Genomic DNA, 15,968 nt, shown 5'->3' with positions numbered 1-15,968 from the left:
TCCTGCCATCGCGGCCGGCCGTCGAGGACCCTCCTGTTCCCGTCGTACCGACCAGTCGGTAACGTTCGGGCCCATGACGACCTCTCTCCCCCCGCGCGCCGGACGCCGTTGCCACAACGTCGTCAACACGGTGCACTCCACGCTCTACTTCTCGCCCGACCTCGACCGCGAGTTCGGCGCCCTCGGCATCACCGACCCCACCGCGGCGCGACTCTCCGCGCGCAGCGCCGCCCTCGGCGCGGTCGGCGCCGGCACCGTCGCCGCGACCTTCTACAACTACAACCACGAGCTGCTCGCCCGGCACCTCCCCGCCGTCTGGGAGACCGCCTCCCCCGGCGCCGTCCTCGACGCGCGGCTGCGCGCCGTCGACGCGACCCTGCGCCGGCTGCTCGGCGAGGAGACGGTCGCCTCCGCGGAGATGGCCGAGGCCGCCGAGCTCGCCCTGCGCGCCGCCGAGGCCTGCACCCGGCACGCCCGCCCCCTCTACTCGGCCAACGCCGACCTGCCCGTGCCGGACGCCCCCCACCTCGCCTACTGGCACGCCGCGACCCTGCTGCGCGAACACCGGGGCGACGGCCACCTCACGGCCCTGCTCTCGCTGGGCCTCGACCCGGTCGAGGCGGTCGTCTCGCACACGGCGACCGGCAAGGCCATGAGCCCGCGCTGGTTCCTGAGCAGCCGCGGCTGGCGGCGCGCCGACTGGGACGCGGCGGCAGGACGGCTGCGCGAGCGCGGCCTGCTCGACGCCGAGGGCGAGCTGACGGAGGCGGGCACCCGGCTGCGGGAGGAGCTGGAGGAGATCACGGACCGGCTGGACACCACCCCGTACGAGCACCTCGGAGCGGCGGGGGTCGAGCGGCTCACCGGGCTGGCGCGCGACTTCGCCGTCTCGGCGGCCGGCGCGGGCGCCTTCCCCGCGGACCTGATCAGCAAGGGCTGAGCCGAGCCGACCGGCGCGAGCCGGGGCGCGCGGCAACCGGCGGCGAACGCCCGGGGACGCGCGCGGGACGGGTCGGTTACCGCGTACGGGTGACCGACCCGGCACAATGCACTCGCAAGCTTGAGGCACGAGAAGGCGAGTCGGGACACCGTGACGACGTCCATCGAAGCAAGGATCGCCGAGGAACTCGGCGTACGCGAGCGACAGGTGAAGGCAGCCGTCGAGCTGCTCGACGGCGGTTCGACCGTGCCGTTCATCGCGCGCTACCGCAAGGAAGCGACGGAGATGCTCGACGACGCGCAGCTGCGCACGCTCGAGGAGCGGCTGCGCTATCTGCGAGAGCTGGAGGACCGCCGGTCGGCGGTCCTCGACTCCGTACGCGAGCAGGGAAAGCTGACGGAGGAGCTGGAAGCCCGGATCCGGGCCGCCGACACCAAGGCGCGCCTCGAGGACATCTACCTGCCCTTCAAGCCGAAGCGGCGGACCAAGGCCCAGATCGCCCGCGAGGCCGGTCTCGAACCGCTGGCCGAGGGGCTGCTCGCCGACCCGTCGGTGGAGCCCGCGGCCGCCGCCGCGGCCTTCGTGTCCGCGGACAGGGGCGTCGCGGACGCCGCCGCGGCGCTTGAGGGCGCGCGGGCGATCCTCGCCGAGAAGTTCTCCGAGGACGCCGACCTCATCGGCGACCTGCGTGAGCGCATGTGGGACAGGGGCCGGCTGGTGGCCAAGGTGCGGGACGGCCAGGAGGAGGCGGGGTCGAAGTTCGCCGACTACTTCGACTTCGCCGAGCCCTTCACCGCCCTGCCCTCCCACCGGGTGCTCGCCATGCTGCGCGGCGAGAAGGAGGACGTGCTCAGCCTGGATCTGGAGCCGGAGGAACCCACCGAGGGGCCTTCCTCGTACGAGGGGATCGTCGCGCACCGCTTCGGGGTCGCGGACCGGGGGCGCCCCGGCGACAAGTGGCTCCAGGACACGGTCCGCTGGGCCTGGCGGACCCGCATCCTCGTCCACCTCGGGATCGACCTGCGGCTGCGGCTGCGGACGGCGGCGGAGGACGAGGCGGTCCGGGTCTTCGCGGCGAACCTGCGCGATCTGCTGCTCGCCGCGCCGGCCGGCACCCGGGCGACGCTGGGCCTCGACCCCGGCTTCCGTACGGGCGTGAAGGTCGCTGTGGTCGACGCGACCGGCAAGGTCGTGGCCACCGACACGATCTATCCGCACGTGCCGGCCAACAAGTGGGACCAGGCGCTGGAGAAGCTGGCGCGGCTGGCGAAGGAGCACGCGGTCGAGCTGGTCGCGATCGGCAACGGCACGGCCTCCCGCGAGACCGACAAGCTGGCGGCCGAGCTCCTGGCCAGGCATCCCGAGTTGAACCTGACCAAGGTGATGGTCTCGGAGGCGGGCGCCTCGGTCTACTCGGCCTCCGCCTTCGCCTCGCAGGAACTCCCGGACCTCGACGTGTCGTTGCGCGGCGCCGTGTCCATCGCCCGGCGGCTCCAGGACCCGCTCGCGGAGCTGGTGAAGATCGACCCGAAGTCCATCGGCGTCGGCCAGTACCAGCACGACCTGGCCGAGGTGAAGCTCTCGCGCTCCCTCGACGCGGTCGTCGAGGACTGTGTGAACGGCGTCGGCGTCGACGTCAACACGGCCTCCACGCCGCTGCTGTCCCGGGTCTCCGGCATCAGCTCCGGTCTCGCGGAGAACATCGTCGCGCACCGGGACGCCAACGGCCCCTTCCGTTCCCGCCGGGCGCTCAAGGACGTGGCCCGGCTCGGTCCGAAGGCGTACGAGCAGTGCGCGGGCTTCCTGCGCATCCGGGACGGCGACGACCCGCTCGACTCCTCGTCGGTGCACCCGGAGGCGTACCCGGTGGTGCGCCGGATGGTGAAGGCGACGGGCGGCGAGGTCGCGGCGCTGATCGGCGACACGGGCAGGCTGCGCTCGCTGCGGGCGGACGACTTCGTCGACGAGACCTTCGGCCTGCCGACGGTGACGGACATCCTGCGCGAGCTGGAGAAGCCGGGCCGTGACCCGCGTCCCGCGTTCAGGACGGCCACCTTCAAGGAGGGCGTCGAGAAGATCGGCGACCTGGAGCCCGGCATGATCCTCGAAGGGGTCGTCACCAACGTGGCCGCCTTCGGGGCTTTCGTGGACATCGGCGTGCACCAGGACGGCCTGGTGCACGTGTCGGCGATGTCCAGGACGTTCGTCAAGGACCCGCGCGACGTGGTGAAGCCCGGCGACGTGGTCAGGGTGAAGGTCCAGGAGGTGGACATCCCGCGCAAGCGGATCTCGCTGACGCTGCGGCTCGACGACGAGACGGGCGCCGACGGCCAGGGCGGCGTGCCCAAGCGCGAGCGGGGCGAGCGGGGCGGCGACCGCTCCGGGCGGCCGCCGCAGCAGCGCCAGGGCGGTGCCGGCCGGGGTGGCCAGAACAGCCAGGGCGGACGGAACAGCCAGGGCGGCCAGGGTGGACAGAGCGGCCGGGGCGACCGTGCCGGCCAGGGCGCCGGCGCCGGCCGGGGCGGGCAGTCCGACCGGGGCGGCCGGGACCGCTCCCCCGCCGCCGCGCCCGCCAACAGCGCGATGGCCGACGCCCTGCGCAAGGCCGGCCTGCTGGGCGAGGGCGGGGGCAAGCGCCGATAAGGACGCACGGGTCGGAGGCGACATCCGACCGGACTGCCTGAGTCGTCCCCGTACGCCCCGACAGGGCGACGGGGACGACTTGCTGTGAACGGGTCATCGCGCGGAGTCGCCCGTTTTACCCATTGACGCGCACAGGACAAGCCACCATGATCATCTTCGGCCTCCACGGGGGAGGCGCACGGTGTTCCTGCTCCTGGAGGTTCCAGCAACCATGAAGCGCGCCCTCGCAAAGATGGCGACGGTCTCGGCCGCCGCCATGACCATCGCCCTCGTCCCGCTCGCGGGCACCTCGTACGCCGCCGGCTGCTACGGCGCCGGCTGCGACAACCTCGGCCCCGTCTCCCAGAGCTGCGACGGCGACGCCGTCACCAAGGCGACCGCCTACGCCGACGGCAGCCTCAAGGCCGAGCTGCGCTGGTCGCCCGCGTGTCAGGCGGCCTGGGTACGCGTCACCGACCCGTCGGGCCCCAACGCCTGGTGGCCCAAGTACGGCTACATCGAGAAGTGGTCGGGCGCCGGCAGCGGCTTCATACGCAGCCTCAGTGTCACCTTCCCCGACCCGGGCAGCGACTGGTCGAACATGCTCGGCGGCAGCAGCTACTACTACCGCGTCTGCATCAAGGACTCCGGTACGAACCACGTCGACTGCAGCACCTTCTGGTAGACCGCCGACCCCGCGTCCGCGTAGCCACTTCTCACCCCCGGAAGAAGAGAGACACCAGATGAAGCGCATGATCGCGAAGATGGCCACGGTCTCGGCCGCCGCGATGACCATGGCCCTGGTCCCGCTCGCGGGCACCTCGTACGCCGCCGGCTGCTCCGGCTCCGGCTGCGACAACCTCGGCCCCGTCTCGCAGGGCTGCGACGCCGGCGCCGTGACGTATCGGACCGCCACCGCCGACGGCGGCCTCAAGGCCGAGCTGCGCTGGTCCTCCACGTGCCAGGCCGGCTGGGTCCGCGTCACCGACTCGTCCGGCGGCCAGTGGTGGCCCAAGTACGGCTACATCGAGAAGTGGTCAGGCGCCGGCACCGGCTTCATACGCAGCCTCAGTGTCACCTTCCCCAACCCGGGCAGCGACTGGTCGAACATGCTCGGCGGCAGCAGCTACTACTACCGCGTCTGCATCAAGGACTCCGGTACGAACCACGTCGACTGCAGCACCTTCTGGTAGACCGCCGACCCCGCGTCCGCGTGAACGAGGCCACAGCCCACCGGGCCGTGGCCTCTTCGCGTCGGCCTCTTCGCGTACGTACCGGCTACGGCAGGAAGCGCAGCGCCCAGTCGGCCCGGTTGGCGACGGAGAGGTCGTCGTCCTCCGTGAGCGGCTGGAGGAGGCCGCGGGCCGTCCCGGGGTCCGCCTGGACCAGGTCGACGATCTCGGCCGCCAGGCCGTCCTGGTCGTCACCGAGATCGACGGCGGAGGCGCGGATCAGGGTGGGGAGGGCGTCCGGGCCGCCGATGGCGGCGACGACCCCGCCGAGGAGCTCCCTGGCGTAGGCGTTCCGTTCGGTGAGGGCGCGGTCCAGCTCGGCCTGGAGGCGGGGCAGGAGACCGGCGTCGCCCGAGGCCGCGATCTCGTCGGCGAGGTCGATCGTCTCGTCGACGTCCGCGTCGAGATCGTCGAGCATCTCGGTCAGCCGGGTCAGTAGGTCGGTCATGGTGCCTCCTGGAAAGCGCCGTCCACGAGAACGGGGACGGTCGTCGAGCTGTCGACCTCGGCGGCCACGGTCACGTCCTGGGGAAAGCCGTACTCGTACAGTTCACGGCCCGAGTCACAGCCGTGCAAGGCGGCGACCGGGTCCTCGGTCGCCGTCCACAGCGTGGCCGCCGCGGTCGCCTCCGGGGTCAGGGTGTGCGTCCCGGCGAGGGCGGACAGCACCGCTCCCGCGCCCAGCAGGTCTTCGAGGGCCGGGCGCAGCGATCCGTCGGGCCACCGCTCGCCGGAGGCGACGACGGCGAGCGGGCGGTCCGCCGTGCCGTAGCCCCGGTCGGCAAGCAGCCGGGTGACGGCCGTGTGGTTGCGCAGGGAGGCCGCGACGACGGTCGCGCCGTACGAGGCGGCCCCGGCCGCGATCGTGGAGCCGTTCGGGGACGGCAGGACCAGTCGCTCCGGCATCGGGGCGGTGCGCAGCGCGGCCGGGGAGAGCGTCCAGGGATGCTCGGGGGTCGCCTCACGGCGGCCCACGGCGAGTACGGCTCCGACGCTCTCCGCGTACGCGAGGGCCGTCGCGTCCCGCCACCGGTACGGGTGCACGGCCGCGCCGGCCTCGACGGCGACGCCCACTGCCGTGGTGAAGGACAGCACGTCCACCACGACCACGCAGGCGGCCCGCGCGGCGAGGACCTCCGCCTCCACGGGGCCCCAGCCGAAGGAGACCGTCATCAGAGTTCGGTCACCTTTCCGTCCGCGACCTCGATGCGGCGGGTGGTGCGGACCGCGTCCAGCATCCGCCGGTCGTGGGTGACGAGCAGCAGCGTGCCGGTGTACGAGTCGAGCGCGGACTCCAGCTGCTCGATGGCCGGCAGGTCCAGGTGGTTGGTCGGCTCGTCGAGCACGAGCAGGTTCACGCCGCGGCCCTGGAGCAGGGCGAGTGCGGCGCGGGTCCGCTCTCCCGGGGACAGCGTGGTCGCGGGCCGCATCACGTGGACGGCCTTGAGGCCGAACTTGGCGAGCAGGGTGCGGACCTCGGCGGGCTCCGTCTCGGGCACGGCCGCGCAGAACGCCTCCAGGAGCGTCTCCGTGCCGTGGAAGAGCTTGCGGGCCTGGTCGACCTCGCCGACGACGACGCCCGAGCCGAGGAACGCGTCACCGGAGTCCAGCGGCAGCCGGCCGAGCAGGGCGGCGAGCAGCGTCGACTTGCCCGCACCGTTGGCACCGGTGACGGCGACCCGGTCGGCCCAGTCGATCTGGAGGGTGGCGGGGCCGAAGGAGAAGTCGCCGCGGCGCACCGCGGCCTCGCGCAGGGTCGCGACGACCGAGCCGGAGCGCGGCGCGGCGGCGATCTCCATGCGCAGCTCCCACTCCTTGCGGGGTTCGTCGACGACGTCGAGGCGTTCGATCATGCGCTGGGTCTGGCGGGCCTTCGCGGCCTGCTTCTCGCTGGCCTCGCTGCGCGCGTTGCGTCCGAGCTTGTCCCCGTCGGTGGCCTTGCGGCGGGCGTTCTTGACGCCCTTGTCCATCCAGGACCGCTGCATGTGGCCGCGCGCTTCGAGGGCCGCCTTCTTGCCCGCGAACTCCTCGAAGTCCTCGCGGGCGTGCCGCCTGGCCCTGTCCCGCTCCTCCAGGTACGCGTCGTAACCGCCGCCGTACAGGGTGATCTGCTGCTGGGCGAGGTCGAGTTCGAGGACCTTGGTGACGGTACGGGTGAGGAACTCGCGGTCGTGGCTGATGACGACCGTCCCGGCCCGCAGTCCCTTCACGAAGGATTCGAGGCGTTCCAGGCCTTCGAGGTCCAGGTCGTTCGTGGGCTCGTCGAGCAGGAAGACGTCGTAGCGGGAGAGGAGGAGCGAGGCGAGACCGGCGCGGGCGGCCTGGCCGCCGGAGAGGGAGGTCATCGGCTGGTCGAGGCCGACGGTGAGGCCGAGGGAGTCGGCGACCTCCTCGGCGCGCTCGTCCAGGTCGGCGCCGCCGAGGTTGAGCCAGCTCTCCAGGGTGAGGGCGTACGCGTCGTCGGCGCCGGGGGTGCCGTCGACGAGGCCCTGGGTGGCCTCGTCCATGGCCGCCTGCGCGGCGGCGACACCGGTCCTGCGGGCGAGGAACTCGCGCACGGTCTCGCCCGCGCGGCGCTCCGGCTCCTGCGGGAGGTGGCCGACGGCGGCGGTGGGCGGGGAGAGCCGGAGCTCTCCCTCCTCCGGGGCGTCGATGCCGGCGAGCAGCCGCAGCAGTGTCGACTTGCCGGCGCCGTTGACGCCGACGAGGCCGATGACGTCGCCGGGGGCGACGACCAGGTCGAGCCCGGCGAAGAGGGTGCGTTCGCCGTGGCCGGCGGCGAGGTCCTTGGCGACGAGGGTTGCAGTCATCAGGGTACGAATCCTAGGCGACGGGAGGACCTGCCCACGGGCCCGGGGCGCGGGGCGCGGGGCCGGGGCCGGGCGGGGGCCGGGTGGGGGGCCGGGCCTCAGCCGGAGCTCCGGTCGCGTGGCGTCAGGAACCCGCGGCGAGGCGCAGCAGGACGGCGCGGTAGGCGGGGCCGTGGAAGCGGTACGGACCGACGCCGGGGTAGCCCTCGCGGGACGGGTCCGCGGTGGGGCCGGTCTGCCAGGCGAAGTCGCGCCAGACGATGCTCCCGCCGTCGTCACCGTCCTCGCCTCCGCTCCCGTTCTCGTCGTCGCGCTCGACGACGGCCGTGACGGCTCCGCAGCCGAGGTCGTCGCAGTCGGGGCAGGAGTAGATCACCTGGCGGCCGTCCGCGAGCGAGGGCGCCGGGTCGAGGAGCCGGCGGACGTGCGCGGCGCGCAGGGCGGGCGGCAGGTCGGCCGCCAGGGGCGAGACCACGTCGGCGCCGTCGGCCTCGTCGAGCCGGTGGAGCAACGGCCTGCCGTCGACGACGAGGTCGAGGGCGCCGGAGCGGGGATGGGCGAGGCCCCCTGGCGGGGTGCCGCCGGGGAGGGCGGCGGGGGCGAGGTCGAGAGTCGTGTACGCGGCCGGCATGCAGCCAAGCATTCCCCGGTCAGGGGCCCTGTTCCATGGCTGAGCCGTACCGGATATGTCCCGGTCCCGGTACGGTCCTCGCATGGGGAGCGACGTGATCGTGGTGGGTGGCGGGGTCGTCGGTCTGACGACGGCGGTGACCCTCGCGGAGCGAGGGCTGCGGGTACGGGTCTGGTCGCGGGACGAGGTGACGGCGACGACCTCGGCCGTGGCGGGGGCGCTGTGGTGGCCGTACCGGATCGAGCCGGAGGCCGACGCCGGGACGTGGGCGCTGGCCTCGCTGCGCGTGTACGGGGAGCTGGCCGCCGAGCCGGAGCGGACGGGGGTGCGGTGGGTGGCCGGGATCCACGCGGACACCGCCCTGGATCGTCTGGGCTCCTGGGCCCGGGAGGTGCCGGGCCTTCGGCAGCTGGCGGCGGATGAGGTGCCGGGCCCCTACGACGTGGGTTTGGCGGCGCGCCTGCCGCTGATCGACATGCCGGTCCATCTGGCGTGGCTGCGGGAACGGTTCCTGGCGGCGGGCGGGGTCTTCGAGCGCCGGACGGTCACCGGCTTCGACGCTGCGGCGGCCCTGGCGCGGGTGGTCGTCGACTGCACCGGTGCGGCTGCCCGGGAGCTCGTACCGGATCCCGGCCTCCGGCCGGTGCGGGGGCAGTTGGTGATCGTGGAGAACCCGGGGATCGAGGAGTGGTTCACCTCGGCGGACGCCGGGTCGAGCGAGACGACGTACTTCTTCCCGCAGCCGGGGCGGCTGGTGCTCGGCGGGACGGCCGAGGAGGACGACGAACGGCTCGCGCCCGATGAGGCGACGGCGGCGGCGATCGTGGCGCGGTGCGCGCGGGTGCGTCCCGAGATAGCGCGGGCGCGGGTGCTCGGGCACCGGGTGGGGCTGCGGCCCGCGCGGGTGGGCGGGGTGCGGATCGAGGCGGTGCCGCTGCCGGGCGGCGGGCGCCTGGTGCACCACTACGGGCACGGGGGCGCGGGGGTGACGGTGGCCTGGGGCTGCGCGGCACGGGCGGCGGAGCTGGTGGAGGCCTGCTGAACCGCGGGTGGGGCCCAGGGGGACGAACGGGGCGGGACGCCGCGGGGCGGGTGTGGTCCCTTTCGGACCGCACCCGCCCCGCACGTGTGGCTACTTCCAGAGCGGCGGGCGGTTGTTGTTGTCCGCGTCGGCGCACTGGCGGGCGCGCCGCTCCAGGGCGTCGGCGCGGGCGAGGGCCTTGCGCGCCTCCGTCGTGGCACCGAGGCGCTTGAGCTGGGCGGCCCGGTTGCGCTCCTTGTGGGCGTCGCTCCGGAGCTTCTCGATGTTGCAGGTGATGGTGCCGGCGGCCGCCGGTTCGGCGGTCACCGTCTGGCCGATCAGCACGCTTCCGGCAAGCAGCGTGGTGGCGATCAGGGCCGGCAGGACGCGGCGTACGGACTTCGTGTGGCGCATGGTGGTTCTCCAACTTCCAGGCCGTGGGGACCTGTTCGAGGCATGGTCAGTACCAGTGGGTAACTTTACACCGGCAAACCACTGCTTCCCGCCAAGCGGCCCCCACGGCACGGGGGCGTCAACACTCCTTCACAGGACTCCCACTGACGAGGTGATAGGTGGCCCGCGCGTCCAGGAGCAGCGCGACGAGCGCGCGCCGTGACTGGCCCAGCGGTACGAACGCACCCGCGCCCTCCCGCCGGACGGTGACGCCGTGCAGGGCCAGTTCGTCCGCCGTCTCGGCGTACTGCGCCGCGTCCAGACGGTAGCCGCACGGCGGGTCGGCGATGATCTCCCCGGGCTCCGGCGGATCGTTGTCGGCGCCGCCGAGGAACACCGGTCCCCGGTCGGCGAATCCGGCGCTCCTGGCCGCTGCGGTGGCCGCCGTGAGGGGGCCGCGGCGCTCCTCGACGTAGGCGAAGGCGCCTTCCAGGGCGGCCCGCTGGGTGGCGACCCGGCGCCGGTGGTTGCGTGCGGGATCGTTCTGCTCGGCCTCGTCGAGCGCGTCCACCCGGGTCTCGACGAGCAGGCCGGCGGAGTGCTTGATCCCCGCCGTGTTGCGCAGGATCCGCTCCTGGCCGTCGCCCGCGACCTGCTTGAGGGGGCGGCCGGTGAGGGGATCGGTCCAGATGCCGTAGATGCCGCTGCTGTAGCCGGCGAGCGCGGCGGTGGGGCGGACGTAGGTCTCGGAGAGGGTCCGGGACTCGTCGTGGACGTGCGGGTCGGCGTCGAGGGTGCGCGGCCAGAGGGCGAGCAGGTCCTTGTCGTAGTAGCGGGGTGTGGCACCGTACTCGTGCAGGTCGTAGACGAGTTCGGGCCGCTGGTCACGGATGACGGCGGCGACCGCCCGCGCCTCGGCGGTCCGCAGGGCGATGTGGTCGCGGTTGACGTCGACGCCGTCGCCGTTGCCCCGGGTGTCGGCCTCCCGGCCGTCGGGGTTGGCGGTGGGAACGACGAGCACGGTGGTCCGGGCGAGGAAGTGCCGGGTCTCCGGGTCCTGGGCGTGGGCGAGGTCCCGCAGCACGCTCAGACAGGCCTCACGGCCCGCGGGCTCGTCCCCGTGCTGGCTGCAGACGAGCAGCACGGTGGTGCGGCCCGTCCCGAGTGTGGCGAGGCGCAGCGGACGGCCTTGCGCGGTGGTGCCGATGACCCGCAGCGACACCCGCTCGCTCGCCCGGTCGACGGCCGCGAGGAAGTCCCGCTCCTCGGTCTCGGTGGTCCACCGGGCGCCCCCGCTCACCTCGAATCCGGTGCGCGGGAGGGGCTTCACGGGGGCGCTGCCTGCCGCCCCGGCGGGGACGGCCACGAGCGGCAGGGCGAGGGCGGCGGCACCCGCCACGAGGGCGAGGGCGCGGCGCGAACCGCGGTGCGCGGTACGGGGAGTCGACGGGCGGCTCATCGGGCTGCTCCTGATCCGGGGAGGCGGGGGCCTGCGACGCCGGCCGGCGGTGCGGCGCCGTTCAGGGACGGCACGGCGGTGGTGGGCGGCAGGGCCGGGTAGTGGCCCGATGTGGCCTTGCCGAAGGCGGCGCCGCCGCCGACCAGCGGCACCCGCGCCCAGGTCCTGGTGAGGTCGAGGGTCAGGGTCGGGGTGGTCGAGGGAGGGTCGAGCAGGTCCTTGTCCGTACCGCCGACGATCAGGGCGAGCCGGTGCCCGGCGGGGACGACGTGGTCGGTGGCGGCCAGGTCGAGGGTCATCGTGTACGCCCTGCCGGGGGTCAGCGGGCGCTCCCGGCCCGGGTCGGCCCAGGTGCCGAGATCGGCCCAGCCCCGGCTGACGACCGTGTGTCCGACGGCGGTCGTGCGGGCCTCGGTCTCCTTGAAGCAGGCGCTGTCCCCTGGCGTGCTCGCACCCCAGCAGCTGCGGTCGGTGAGGGTGGTGATGCCTTCGCCGGGTGCGCCGTAGTCGCGGATCGTGTCGGGTCCGAGGTCGACGAGGACGGCGGAGAGATGTGCGGTGGCGGTCGTCGGGGTGGCGGTCACGGTCACCTTCGAGGAGCCGGAGATCCGCAGATCACGGGAGAGGGGGCGGGTGACGAACCCGGCCTTCTCCGGGGTGGCGCTGTCGATCCGGGCCGCCCAGTCGAGCTCGCCGAGGCCCGGGTCGTCGGCGAAGGTCGCGGTGGAGCCGGGCGCCGCCGGGGCGCGGCCGAGGACGCCGGGTCCCGCCGCGGCCCCGGGGGCGGGGCGCAGGGTGGTGGTCGCTGTGGTGGCCGGCGGCCAGTGCCGGTCGGTGGTCCAGCGGTTCGGGGCGCGCTCGATGTCGGCGACCGGCTCGCGGTCGATGCCGTTGTCGTAGCCGAGGAGGTAGTGGTCGAACCAGCGGTGCAGGGTACGTACCCAGTCGGCGCGCCGGAAGTCGAAGGGGTCGACGTGGCCGGTCTGGGAGAGCCAGATCTTCCGCTCGACGCCGTGGGCGGCGAGGGCGTCCCACCACTGGCCGAAGTGGTTGGCGCGCACGTTGAGGTCCTGCTGACCGTGCACGACGAAGACGCTCGCCCTGACCTTGGCCGCGTTCCGCACGTGGTCGCGCTCGGTCCAGGCCGCGGTCCGGTCGCCGCTGTACGGGGTGCCCGCGGTGATGCGGTCCTGGACGGCGCCGCAGCGGGCCCGCGCCTCGGTGCTGTTGACGTAGTCGGAGAGCCAGCTCGGGTCGGCGTCGTAGAGCGGCGCGCCCTGGGAGTGGAAGTAGTCGTACCAGGAGGAGATGGCGCCAATGGGGACGATGGTCTTCAGGCCCTCGACGCCGGTGGCGGCGACGCCGTTGGCGACGGTGCCGTCCCAGCTCTTGCCGATCATGCCGACGTTCCCCGTGCTCCAGGTGGTGGCGCGGGACGGGGCGCTGCCCGTACGGGAGGTGTAGCCCCGGGCGCGGCCGTTCAGCCAGTCGACGACGGCCTTGGCCGACTGGACGTCGGAGCGGCCGCCGACGTCGTCGCAGCCGTCGGAGCGGTTGGTGCCGGCGAGGTCGACGGCGACGAAGGCGTAGCCGCGCGGGACGAAGAAGTTGTCGTAGAACAGCGGGAACTGGACGGGGTTCCCTTCGGCGTCGTAGGTCTTCTTCTGTCCTTCGTTGCCGCGTCCGCAGCAGGCGTAGTACGGACTGGCGTCCATGACGACCGGGATCCTCCGCCCGGCCGCGGCGGTCTCCCGCGGGCGCACGATGTCGACGGCGACCCGGTCCGTGCGCCCGTCGCCGTCACCGTCGAGACCGGTGTCGACCCAGACGGACTCGCGGATGGCGCCGGCGTACGAGTGGACGGGCAGGGACTCCCGCGCGGCGGCGGTGGCGGGTGCGGCGGCCCGTGACGGCGCGGCCGGTTCCGGCTGTCCGACGGCGGGCGGGACCAGGGTCGCGAGCAGGGCGGCGGTGGCCGCGGCCAGGAGGGTTCCGTACGGCAGTCGGGCTCCGCGGGTTCTCCGCGTTCGCATCGGCATGGGCGGGAACGTACCCCGGTCAACTCCGGTGCAAAAGAGCGCCGGAGGGAATCAGGGGTGATTCGGGGTGATCCCAGGGACGGACGGGTTCGTGTCGGCCGAATGGCGATCGTGTGACAGGGGGTCCTCTGGACGTGACGGTGCGTCGGGTGCTGAATAGGGTCCGAACTAAGGACCGACGACCACCCGCGCGTCTTACCTGTCCTACGTGTCTCATGACTTGGGGAGTTCCTGTGCACCGCAGAATCATCGTTCCGAGCGCCCTCGCGGCCTCCCTGCTGCTGGCGATCCCGGCATCGGCGGCCGACTTCGTGCCCGGGGCCCCCGGCATCGGCGACTCCTACTACCCCACCAGCGGCAACGGCGGCTACGACGTCTCCCACTACGACCTGCGTCTGAAGTACCAGCCCGCCACCGACCTGCTCGAAGGCACGGCGACGATCCTCGCCACGACGAAGCAGAACCTGTCCCGGTTCAACCTCGACCTCGGTCTGAAGGTCAGTGAGGTACGGGTCAACGGCCGGCTCGCGAAGTTCACCGCCACGGGCGACCACGAGCTGGAGGTCACCCCGGCCACCCCGCTGGAGAGGAACAAGCCGATCTCGGTCGTCGTCCGTTACGCGGGCAAGCCCTCCGAGGTGAAGGTCGACGGCTGGACCGCCTGGGCCCGTACCCCGGACGGCGGCGTCGCCGCGCAGGAACCGGATTCGGCCGTCTGGTGGTTCCCGTCCAACGACCACCCGCTCGACAAGGCCACCTTCGACGTCTCGGTGTCGGTGCCGGACGGCCACCAGGCCATCAGCAACGGCGTGTTGCAGTCGCAGTCCTCGCGCCTGGGCTGGACCCGCTTCAACTGGCGCTCCAACAGGCCGCAGGCGACCTATCTGGCCACGCTCGCCGTCGGCAGGTTCGACATCACGACGGACAAGACGGCGAACGGGCTGCCGGTCCTCAACGCGTACAGCAAGGACCTCGGCGACAACGCGGGTGCCGCGCGCGCCTCGATCGAGCGCACGACCGAGGTCGCGGAGTGGCTGGAGTCGATCTTCGGGCCCTACCCCTTCGACTCGCTCGGCGGCTACGTGCCCAACGTGACCAGCGGTTTCGCCCTGGAGACGCAGACCCGGCCGTTCTACAGCCCGCGGCAGTTCGCCAACGGCGCGAACGTGTCCGTCGTCGTCCACGAGCTGGCGCACCAGTGGTACGGCGACAGCGTGTCCGTGCAGGACTGGAAGGACATCTGGGTCAACGAGGGCTTCGCCCGCTACAGCCAGTGGCTCTGGTCGGAGAAGGAGGGCGAGGGCACCGCACAGGAGCTGGCGGACTACGTGTACGCCACCCGGGCGGCCGAGGACCCGTTCTGGACGGTGAAGCCGGGTGACCCGGGTGCCGAGAACCAGTTCCACATCGCCGTCTACGACCGGGGCGCGCTGGCGCTCCAGGCGTTGCGCAACGAGATCGGCGACGAGGACTTCTTCGCGATCCTGAAGGGCTGGCCGCAGGAGTTCGCCTATGGCAACGCGCGGGTCGCCGACTTCGTCCGGTACGCGGAGCGGGTCTCCGGCAAGCCTCTGGCCGGGCTCTTCGACACCTGGCTGTACCAGCCCTCGAAGCCGTCCGCGCCGACGGTGGCGGCGGCCGAGGCCGGAGCCGCGGCCGCCGCGGGCACGGCGGCCGCGCCGAAGACCACGCAGCCGAAGGGCGCGCGGTCGAAGCAGGTGCAGCCCAAGTCGTGGAAGAAGATCGCGGCGACCAACACGGTCCACGAGACCGGGGAGCACGGCCACACGCACTGAGCGGTCCGGTGACCGGGGCCGTCCGTCAGCGCTTCGCGCGGCGGGCGGCCTCGCGGGCCTTCCGGGCGAGCGGCAGATAGCGCAGCCGCTCCGGCAGGACCGGAACCACGACCCTGACCACCCGGGCGAACCGGCGCAGGGTGCGCTCCTGCGCGTCCGTCCACTCCAGCCCGATGGCCTCCCGGGCGTCCGGCGGCATCAGGCCCACGGTGAGGAACGCGCGCAGCCGCAGGAACGGCCGGCGCAGGACGGGCCAGAGCAGCCGGAGGGCGAGCCGCAGCGCCAGCGGGCCCCGGTCGGGGGCCGGCACCGGCTGGTCGGGGTCGAGCAGCTCCCGGACGACGACGGTCGCCTCCAGCTCCTCGGCGAGGACCTTGCGGTAGTACGGCCAGAACTCCTCGATCGTCGGGGGCATGTCCCGGTCGTGGATGCCGAGGATCCGTCCGACCTGGAGCCACTCGGCGTACAGCTGCCGCTCCTGCGCCTCGGTGAGGGGGCGGGCGAGGAGGCGCAGGCCCCAGGTGTACACGGGGAAGCCGGTCGCGTGCACCCAGGAGTAGTAGGCGGGGGTGAGGGCGTGGTAGCGGCGGCCGTGGGCGTCGGTGCCCTGGATGGTGCGGTGCAGTTCCCGCAGACGGCGTCCTTCGCTTGCGGCCTCCTCGCCGCCGTAGATCCACAGCTGGAGCGAGCGCAGAGAGCGTTCGCCGCGGCCCCAGGGGTCGGTCCTGAAGACGGAGTGCGCGTCCACGCCGGCGCCGATCGCGGGATGGGCGACCTGCATCGTGAGGGCGGCGGGCAGCATCAGGAGCGCCCGGATGTCGCCGGCGACGGTCCACAGCACTCCGCCGACGGGCGGCGGCACCGGATCGGCGCGGTCGACCGCCTCGACGGGATCGACGGGATCCACTGGGTTCACCGGGTTCACGCGTTCCATGGGGCTTCTCCTCACACTCCAGGCTGCCACCCACGACGAAGGGGCCGTCACCCGGGCGCTGCGGCCCTGGTGACGGCCCCTTCCGGGGAGT

14 protein-coding genes are annotated in these 15,968 nt (G+C 73.3%); 6 read left to right on the top strand and 8 right to left on the bottom strand.

Annotated elements, in window-relative coordinates; all coding sequences use genetic code 11:
• The first annotated feature begins 73 nt into the window (after positions 1-73).
• The 4 genes from ACIA8N_RS11890 to ACIA8N_RS11875 all read left to right on the top strand — a co-directional run bounded on the left by ACIA8N_RS11890 (position 74) and on the right by ACIA8N_RS11875 (position 4,755).
• The gene (locus ACIA8N_RS11890; protein ID WP_365784458.1) at positions 74-940 is read left to right on the top strand and encodes a hypothetical protein; all 867 of its coding nucleotides are present in this window, start codon (positions 74-76) and stop codon (positions 938-940) included.
• 150 nt (positions 941-1,090) lie between these two features.
• Positions 1,091-3,583 carry a Tex family protein gene (locus ACIA8N_RS11885; RefSeq protein WP_365784456.1) on the top strand — a complete coding sequence of 831 codons (2,493 nt, stop codon included), beginning with the start codon at positions 1,091-1,093 and terminating at the stop codon, positions 3,581-3,583.
• 211 nt (positions 3,584-3,794) lie between these two features.
• Positions 3,795-4,247, top strand: coding sequence for a DUF2690 domain-containing protein (locus ACIA8N_RS11880; RefSeq protein ID WP_365784453.1), 453 nt, complete (start codon positions 3,795-3,797; stop codon positions 4,245-4,247).
• 58 nt (positions 4,248-4,305) lie between these two features.
• Positions 4,306-4,755, top strand: coding sequence for a DUF2690 domain-containing protein (locus ACIA8N_RS11875; protein WP_365784451.1), 450 nt, complete (start codon positions 4,306-4,308; stop codon positions 4,753-4,755).
• Between the two features lie 85 nt (positions 4,756-4,840).
• Here the strand turns inward: ACIA8N_RS11875 and ACIA8N_RS11870 are convergent, their stop codons facing one another.
• From ACIA8N_RS11870 to ACIA8N_RS11855, 4 genes are all read right to left on the bottom strand, one after another.
• Complete coding sequence (locus ACIA8N_RS11870; protein ID WP_030216119.1) at positions 4,841-5,242, bottom strand: hypothetical protein; 402 nt, start codon at positions 5,240-5,242, stop codon at positions 4,841-4,843.
• Positions 5,239-5,967 (bottom strand): 2-phosphosulfolactate phosphatase, encoded by a 729-nt coding sequence (locus ACIA8N_RS11865; RefSeq protein ID WP_365784448.1) that lies wholly within the window; start codon positions 5,965-5,967, stop codon positions 5,239-5,241. The genes ACIA8N_RS11870 and ACIA8N_RS11865 overlap by 4 nt, the downstream gene beginning before the upstream one ends.
• Complete coding sequence (locus ACIA8N_RS11860) at positions 5,967-7,604, bottom strand: ABC-F family ATP-binding cassette domain-containing protein (RefSeq protein ID WP_365784446.1); 1,638 nt, start codon at positions 7,602-7,604, stop codon at positions 5,967-5,969. The genes ACIA8N_RS11865 and ACIA8N_RS11860 overlap by 1 nt, the downstream gene beginning before the upstream one ends.
• A gap of 124 nt (positions 7,605-7,728) precedes the next feature.
• Positions 7,729-8,235 (bottom strand): hypothetical protein, encoded by a 507-nt coding sequence (locus ACIA8N_RS11855; RefSeq protein WP_365784444.1) that lies wholly within the window; start codon positions 8,233-8,235, stop codon positions 7,729-7,731.
• Between the two features lie 82 nt (positions 8,236-8,317).
• Between ACIA8N_RS11855 and ACIA8N_RS11850 the strand changes: the two genes are divergently transcribed.
• Entirely contained in the window at positions 8,318-9,277 is a 960-nt protein-coding gene (locus tag ACIA8N_RS11850; RefSeq protein ID WP_365784442.1) for an FAD-dependent oxidoreductase, read from the top strand.
• 90 nt (positions 9,278-9,367) lie between these two features.
• Here the strand turns inward: ACIA8N_RS11850 and ACIA8N_RS11845 are convergent, their stop codons facing one another.
• From ACIA8N_RS11845 to ACIA8N_RS11835, 3 genes are all read right to left on the bottom strand, one after another.
• Positions 9,368-9,670: a hypothetical protein gene (locus ACIA8N_RS11845; RefSeq protein ID WP_365784440.1), complete on the bottom strand. Its 303-nt coding sequence runs from the start codon at positions 9,668-9,670 to the stop codon at positions 9,368-9,370.
• Between the two features lie 118 nt (positions 9,671-9,788).
• Positions 9,789-11,108, bottom strand: a complete 1,320-nt coding sequence (locus ACIA8N_RS11840; protein WP_365784438.1) for a M14 family metallocarboxypeptidase — start codon at positions 11,106-11,108, stop codon at positions 9,789-9,791.
• Positions 11,105-13,141 carry a Xaa-Pro dipeptidyl-peptidase gene (locus ACIA8N_RS11835; protein WP_365784524.1) on the bottom strand — a complete coding sequence of 679 codons (2,037 nt, stop codon included), beginning with the start codon at positions 13,139-13,141 and terminating at the stop codon, positions 11,105-11,107. Before ACIA8N_RS11835 ends, ACIA8N_RS11840 begins: the two co-directional genes overlap by 4 nt.
• A gap of 239 nt (positions 13,142-13,380) precedes the next feature.
• Here ACIA8N_RS11835 and ACIA8N_RS11830 point away from each other — a divergent pair, with 239 nt between their 5' ends.
• On the top strand, positions 13,381-14,943 hold the full coding sequence (locus ACIA8N_RS11830; RefSeq protein ID WP_365784436.1) for a M1 family metallopeptidase: 1,563 nt from the start codon (positions 13,381-13,383) through the stop codon (positions 14,941-14,943).
• A 25-nt stretch (positions 14,944-14,968) separates the two neighbouring features.
• Here ACIA8N_RS11830 and ACIA8N_RS11825 read toward each other — a convergent pair whose 3' ends face one another.
• Complete coding sequence (locus tag ACIA8N_RS11825; RefSeq protein WP_365784434.1) at positions 14,969-15,877, bottom strand: oxygenase MpaB family protein; 909 nt, start codon at positions 15,875-15,877, stop codon at positions 14,969-14,971.
• Between the last annotated feature and the right edge of the window lie 91 nt (positions 15,878-15,968).

Source organism: Streptomyces sp. NPDC051822, assembly GCF_044452745.1.
Lineage (GTDB): Bacteria > Actinomycetota > Actinomycetes > Streptomycetales > Streptomycetaceae > Streptomyces.
Note: the sequence above shows the minus strand (reverse complement) of the source record. Positions and strands in the feature narration are given on the sequence as shown.

Excerpts from the sequence above, each read along its gene's own strand:
- ACIA8N_RS11840 (WP_365784438.1), bottom strand. The coding sequence starts at position 11,108 with ATGAGCCGCCCGTCGACTCCCCGTACCGCGCACCGCGGTTCGCGCCGC.
- ACIA8N_RS11880 (WP_365784453.1), top strand. The coding sequence starts at position 3,795 with ATGAAGCGCGCCCTCGCAAAGATGGCGACGGTCTCGGCCGCCGCCATG.
- ACIA8N_RS11835 (WP_365784524.1), bottom strand. The coding sequence starts at position 13,141 with ATGCGAACGCGGAGAACCCGCGGAGCCCGACTGCCGTACGGAACCCTC.
- ACIA8N_RS11875 (WP_365784451.1), top strand. The coding sequence starts at position 4,306 with ATGAAGCGCATGATCGCGAAGATGGCCACGGTCTCGGCCGCCGCGATG.
- ACIA8N_RS11850 (WP_365784442.1), top strand. The coding sequence starts at position 8,318 with ATGGGGAGCGACGTGATCGTGGTGGGTGGCGGGGTCGTCGGTCTGACG.
- ACIA8N_RS11845 (WP_365784440.1), bottom strand. The coding sequence starts at position 9,670 with ATGCGCCACACGAAGTCCGTACGCCGCGTCCTGCCGGCCCTGATCGCC.
- ACIA8N_RS11855 (WP_365784444.1), bottom strand. The coding sequence starts at position 8,235 with ATGCCGGCCGCGTACACGACTCTCGACCTCGCCCCCGCCGCCCTCCCC.
- ACIA8N_RS11860 (WP_365784446.1), bottom strand. The coding sequence starts at position 7,604 with ATGACTGCAACCCTCGTCGCCAAGGACCTCGCCGCCGGCCACGGCGAA.
- ACIA8N_RS11865 (WP_365784448.1), bottom strand. The coding sequence starts at position 5,967 with ATGACGGTCTCCTTCGGCTGGGGCCCCGTGGAGGCGGAGGTCCTCGCC.
- ACIA8N_RS11890 (WP_365784458.1), top strand. The coding sequence starts at position 74 with ATGACGACCTCTCTCCCCCCGCGCGCCGGACGCCGTTGCCACAACGTC.
- ACIA8N_RS11870 (WP_030216119.1), bottom strand. The coding sequence starts at position 5,242 with ATGACCGACCTACTGACCCGGCTGACCGAGATGCTCGACGATCTCGAC.
- ACIA8N_RS11825 (WP_365784434.1), bottom strand. The coding sequence starts at position 15,877 with ATGGAACGCGTGAACCCGGTGAACCCAGTGGATCCCGTCGATCCCGTC.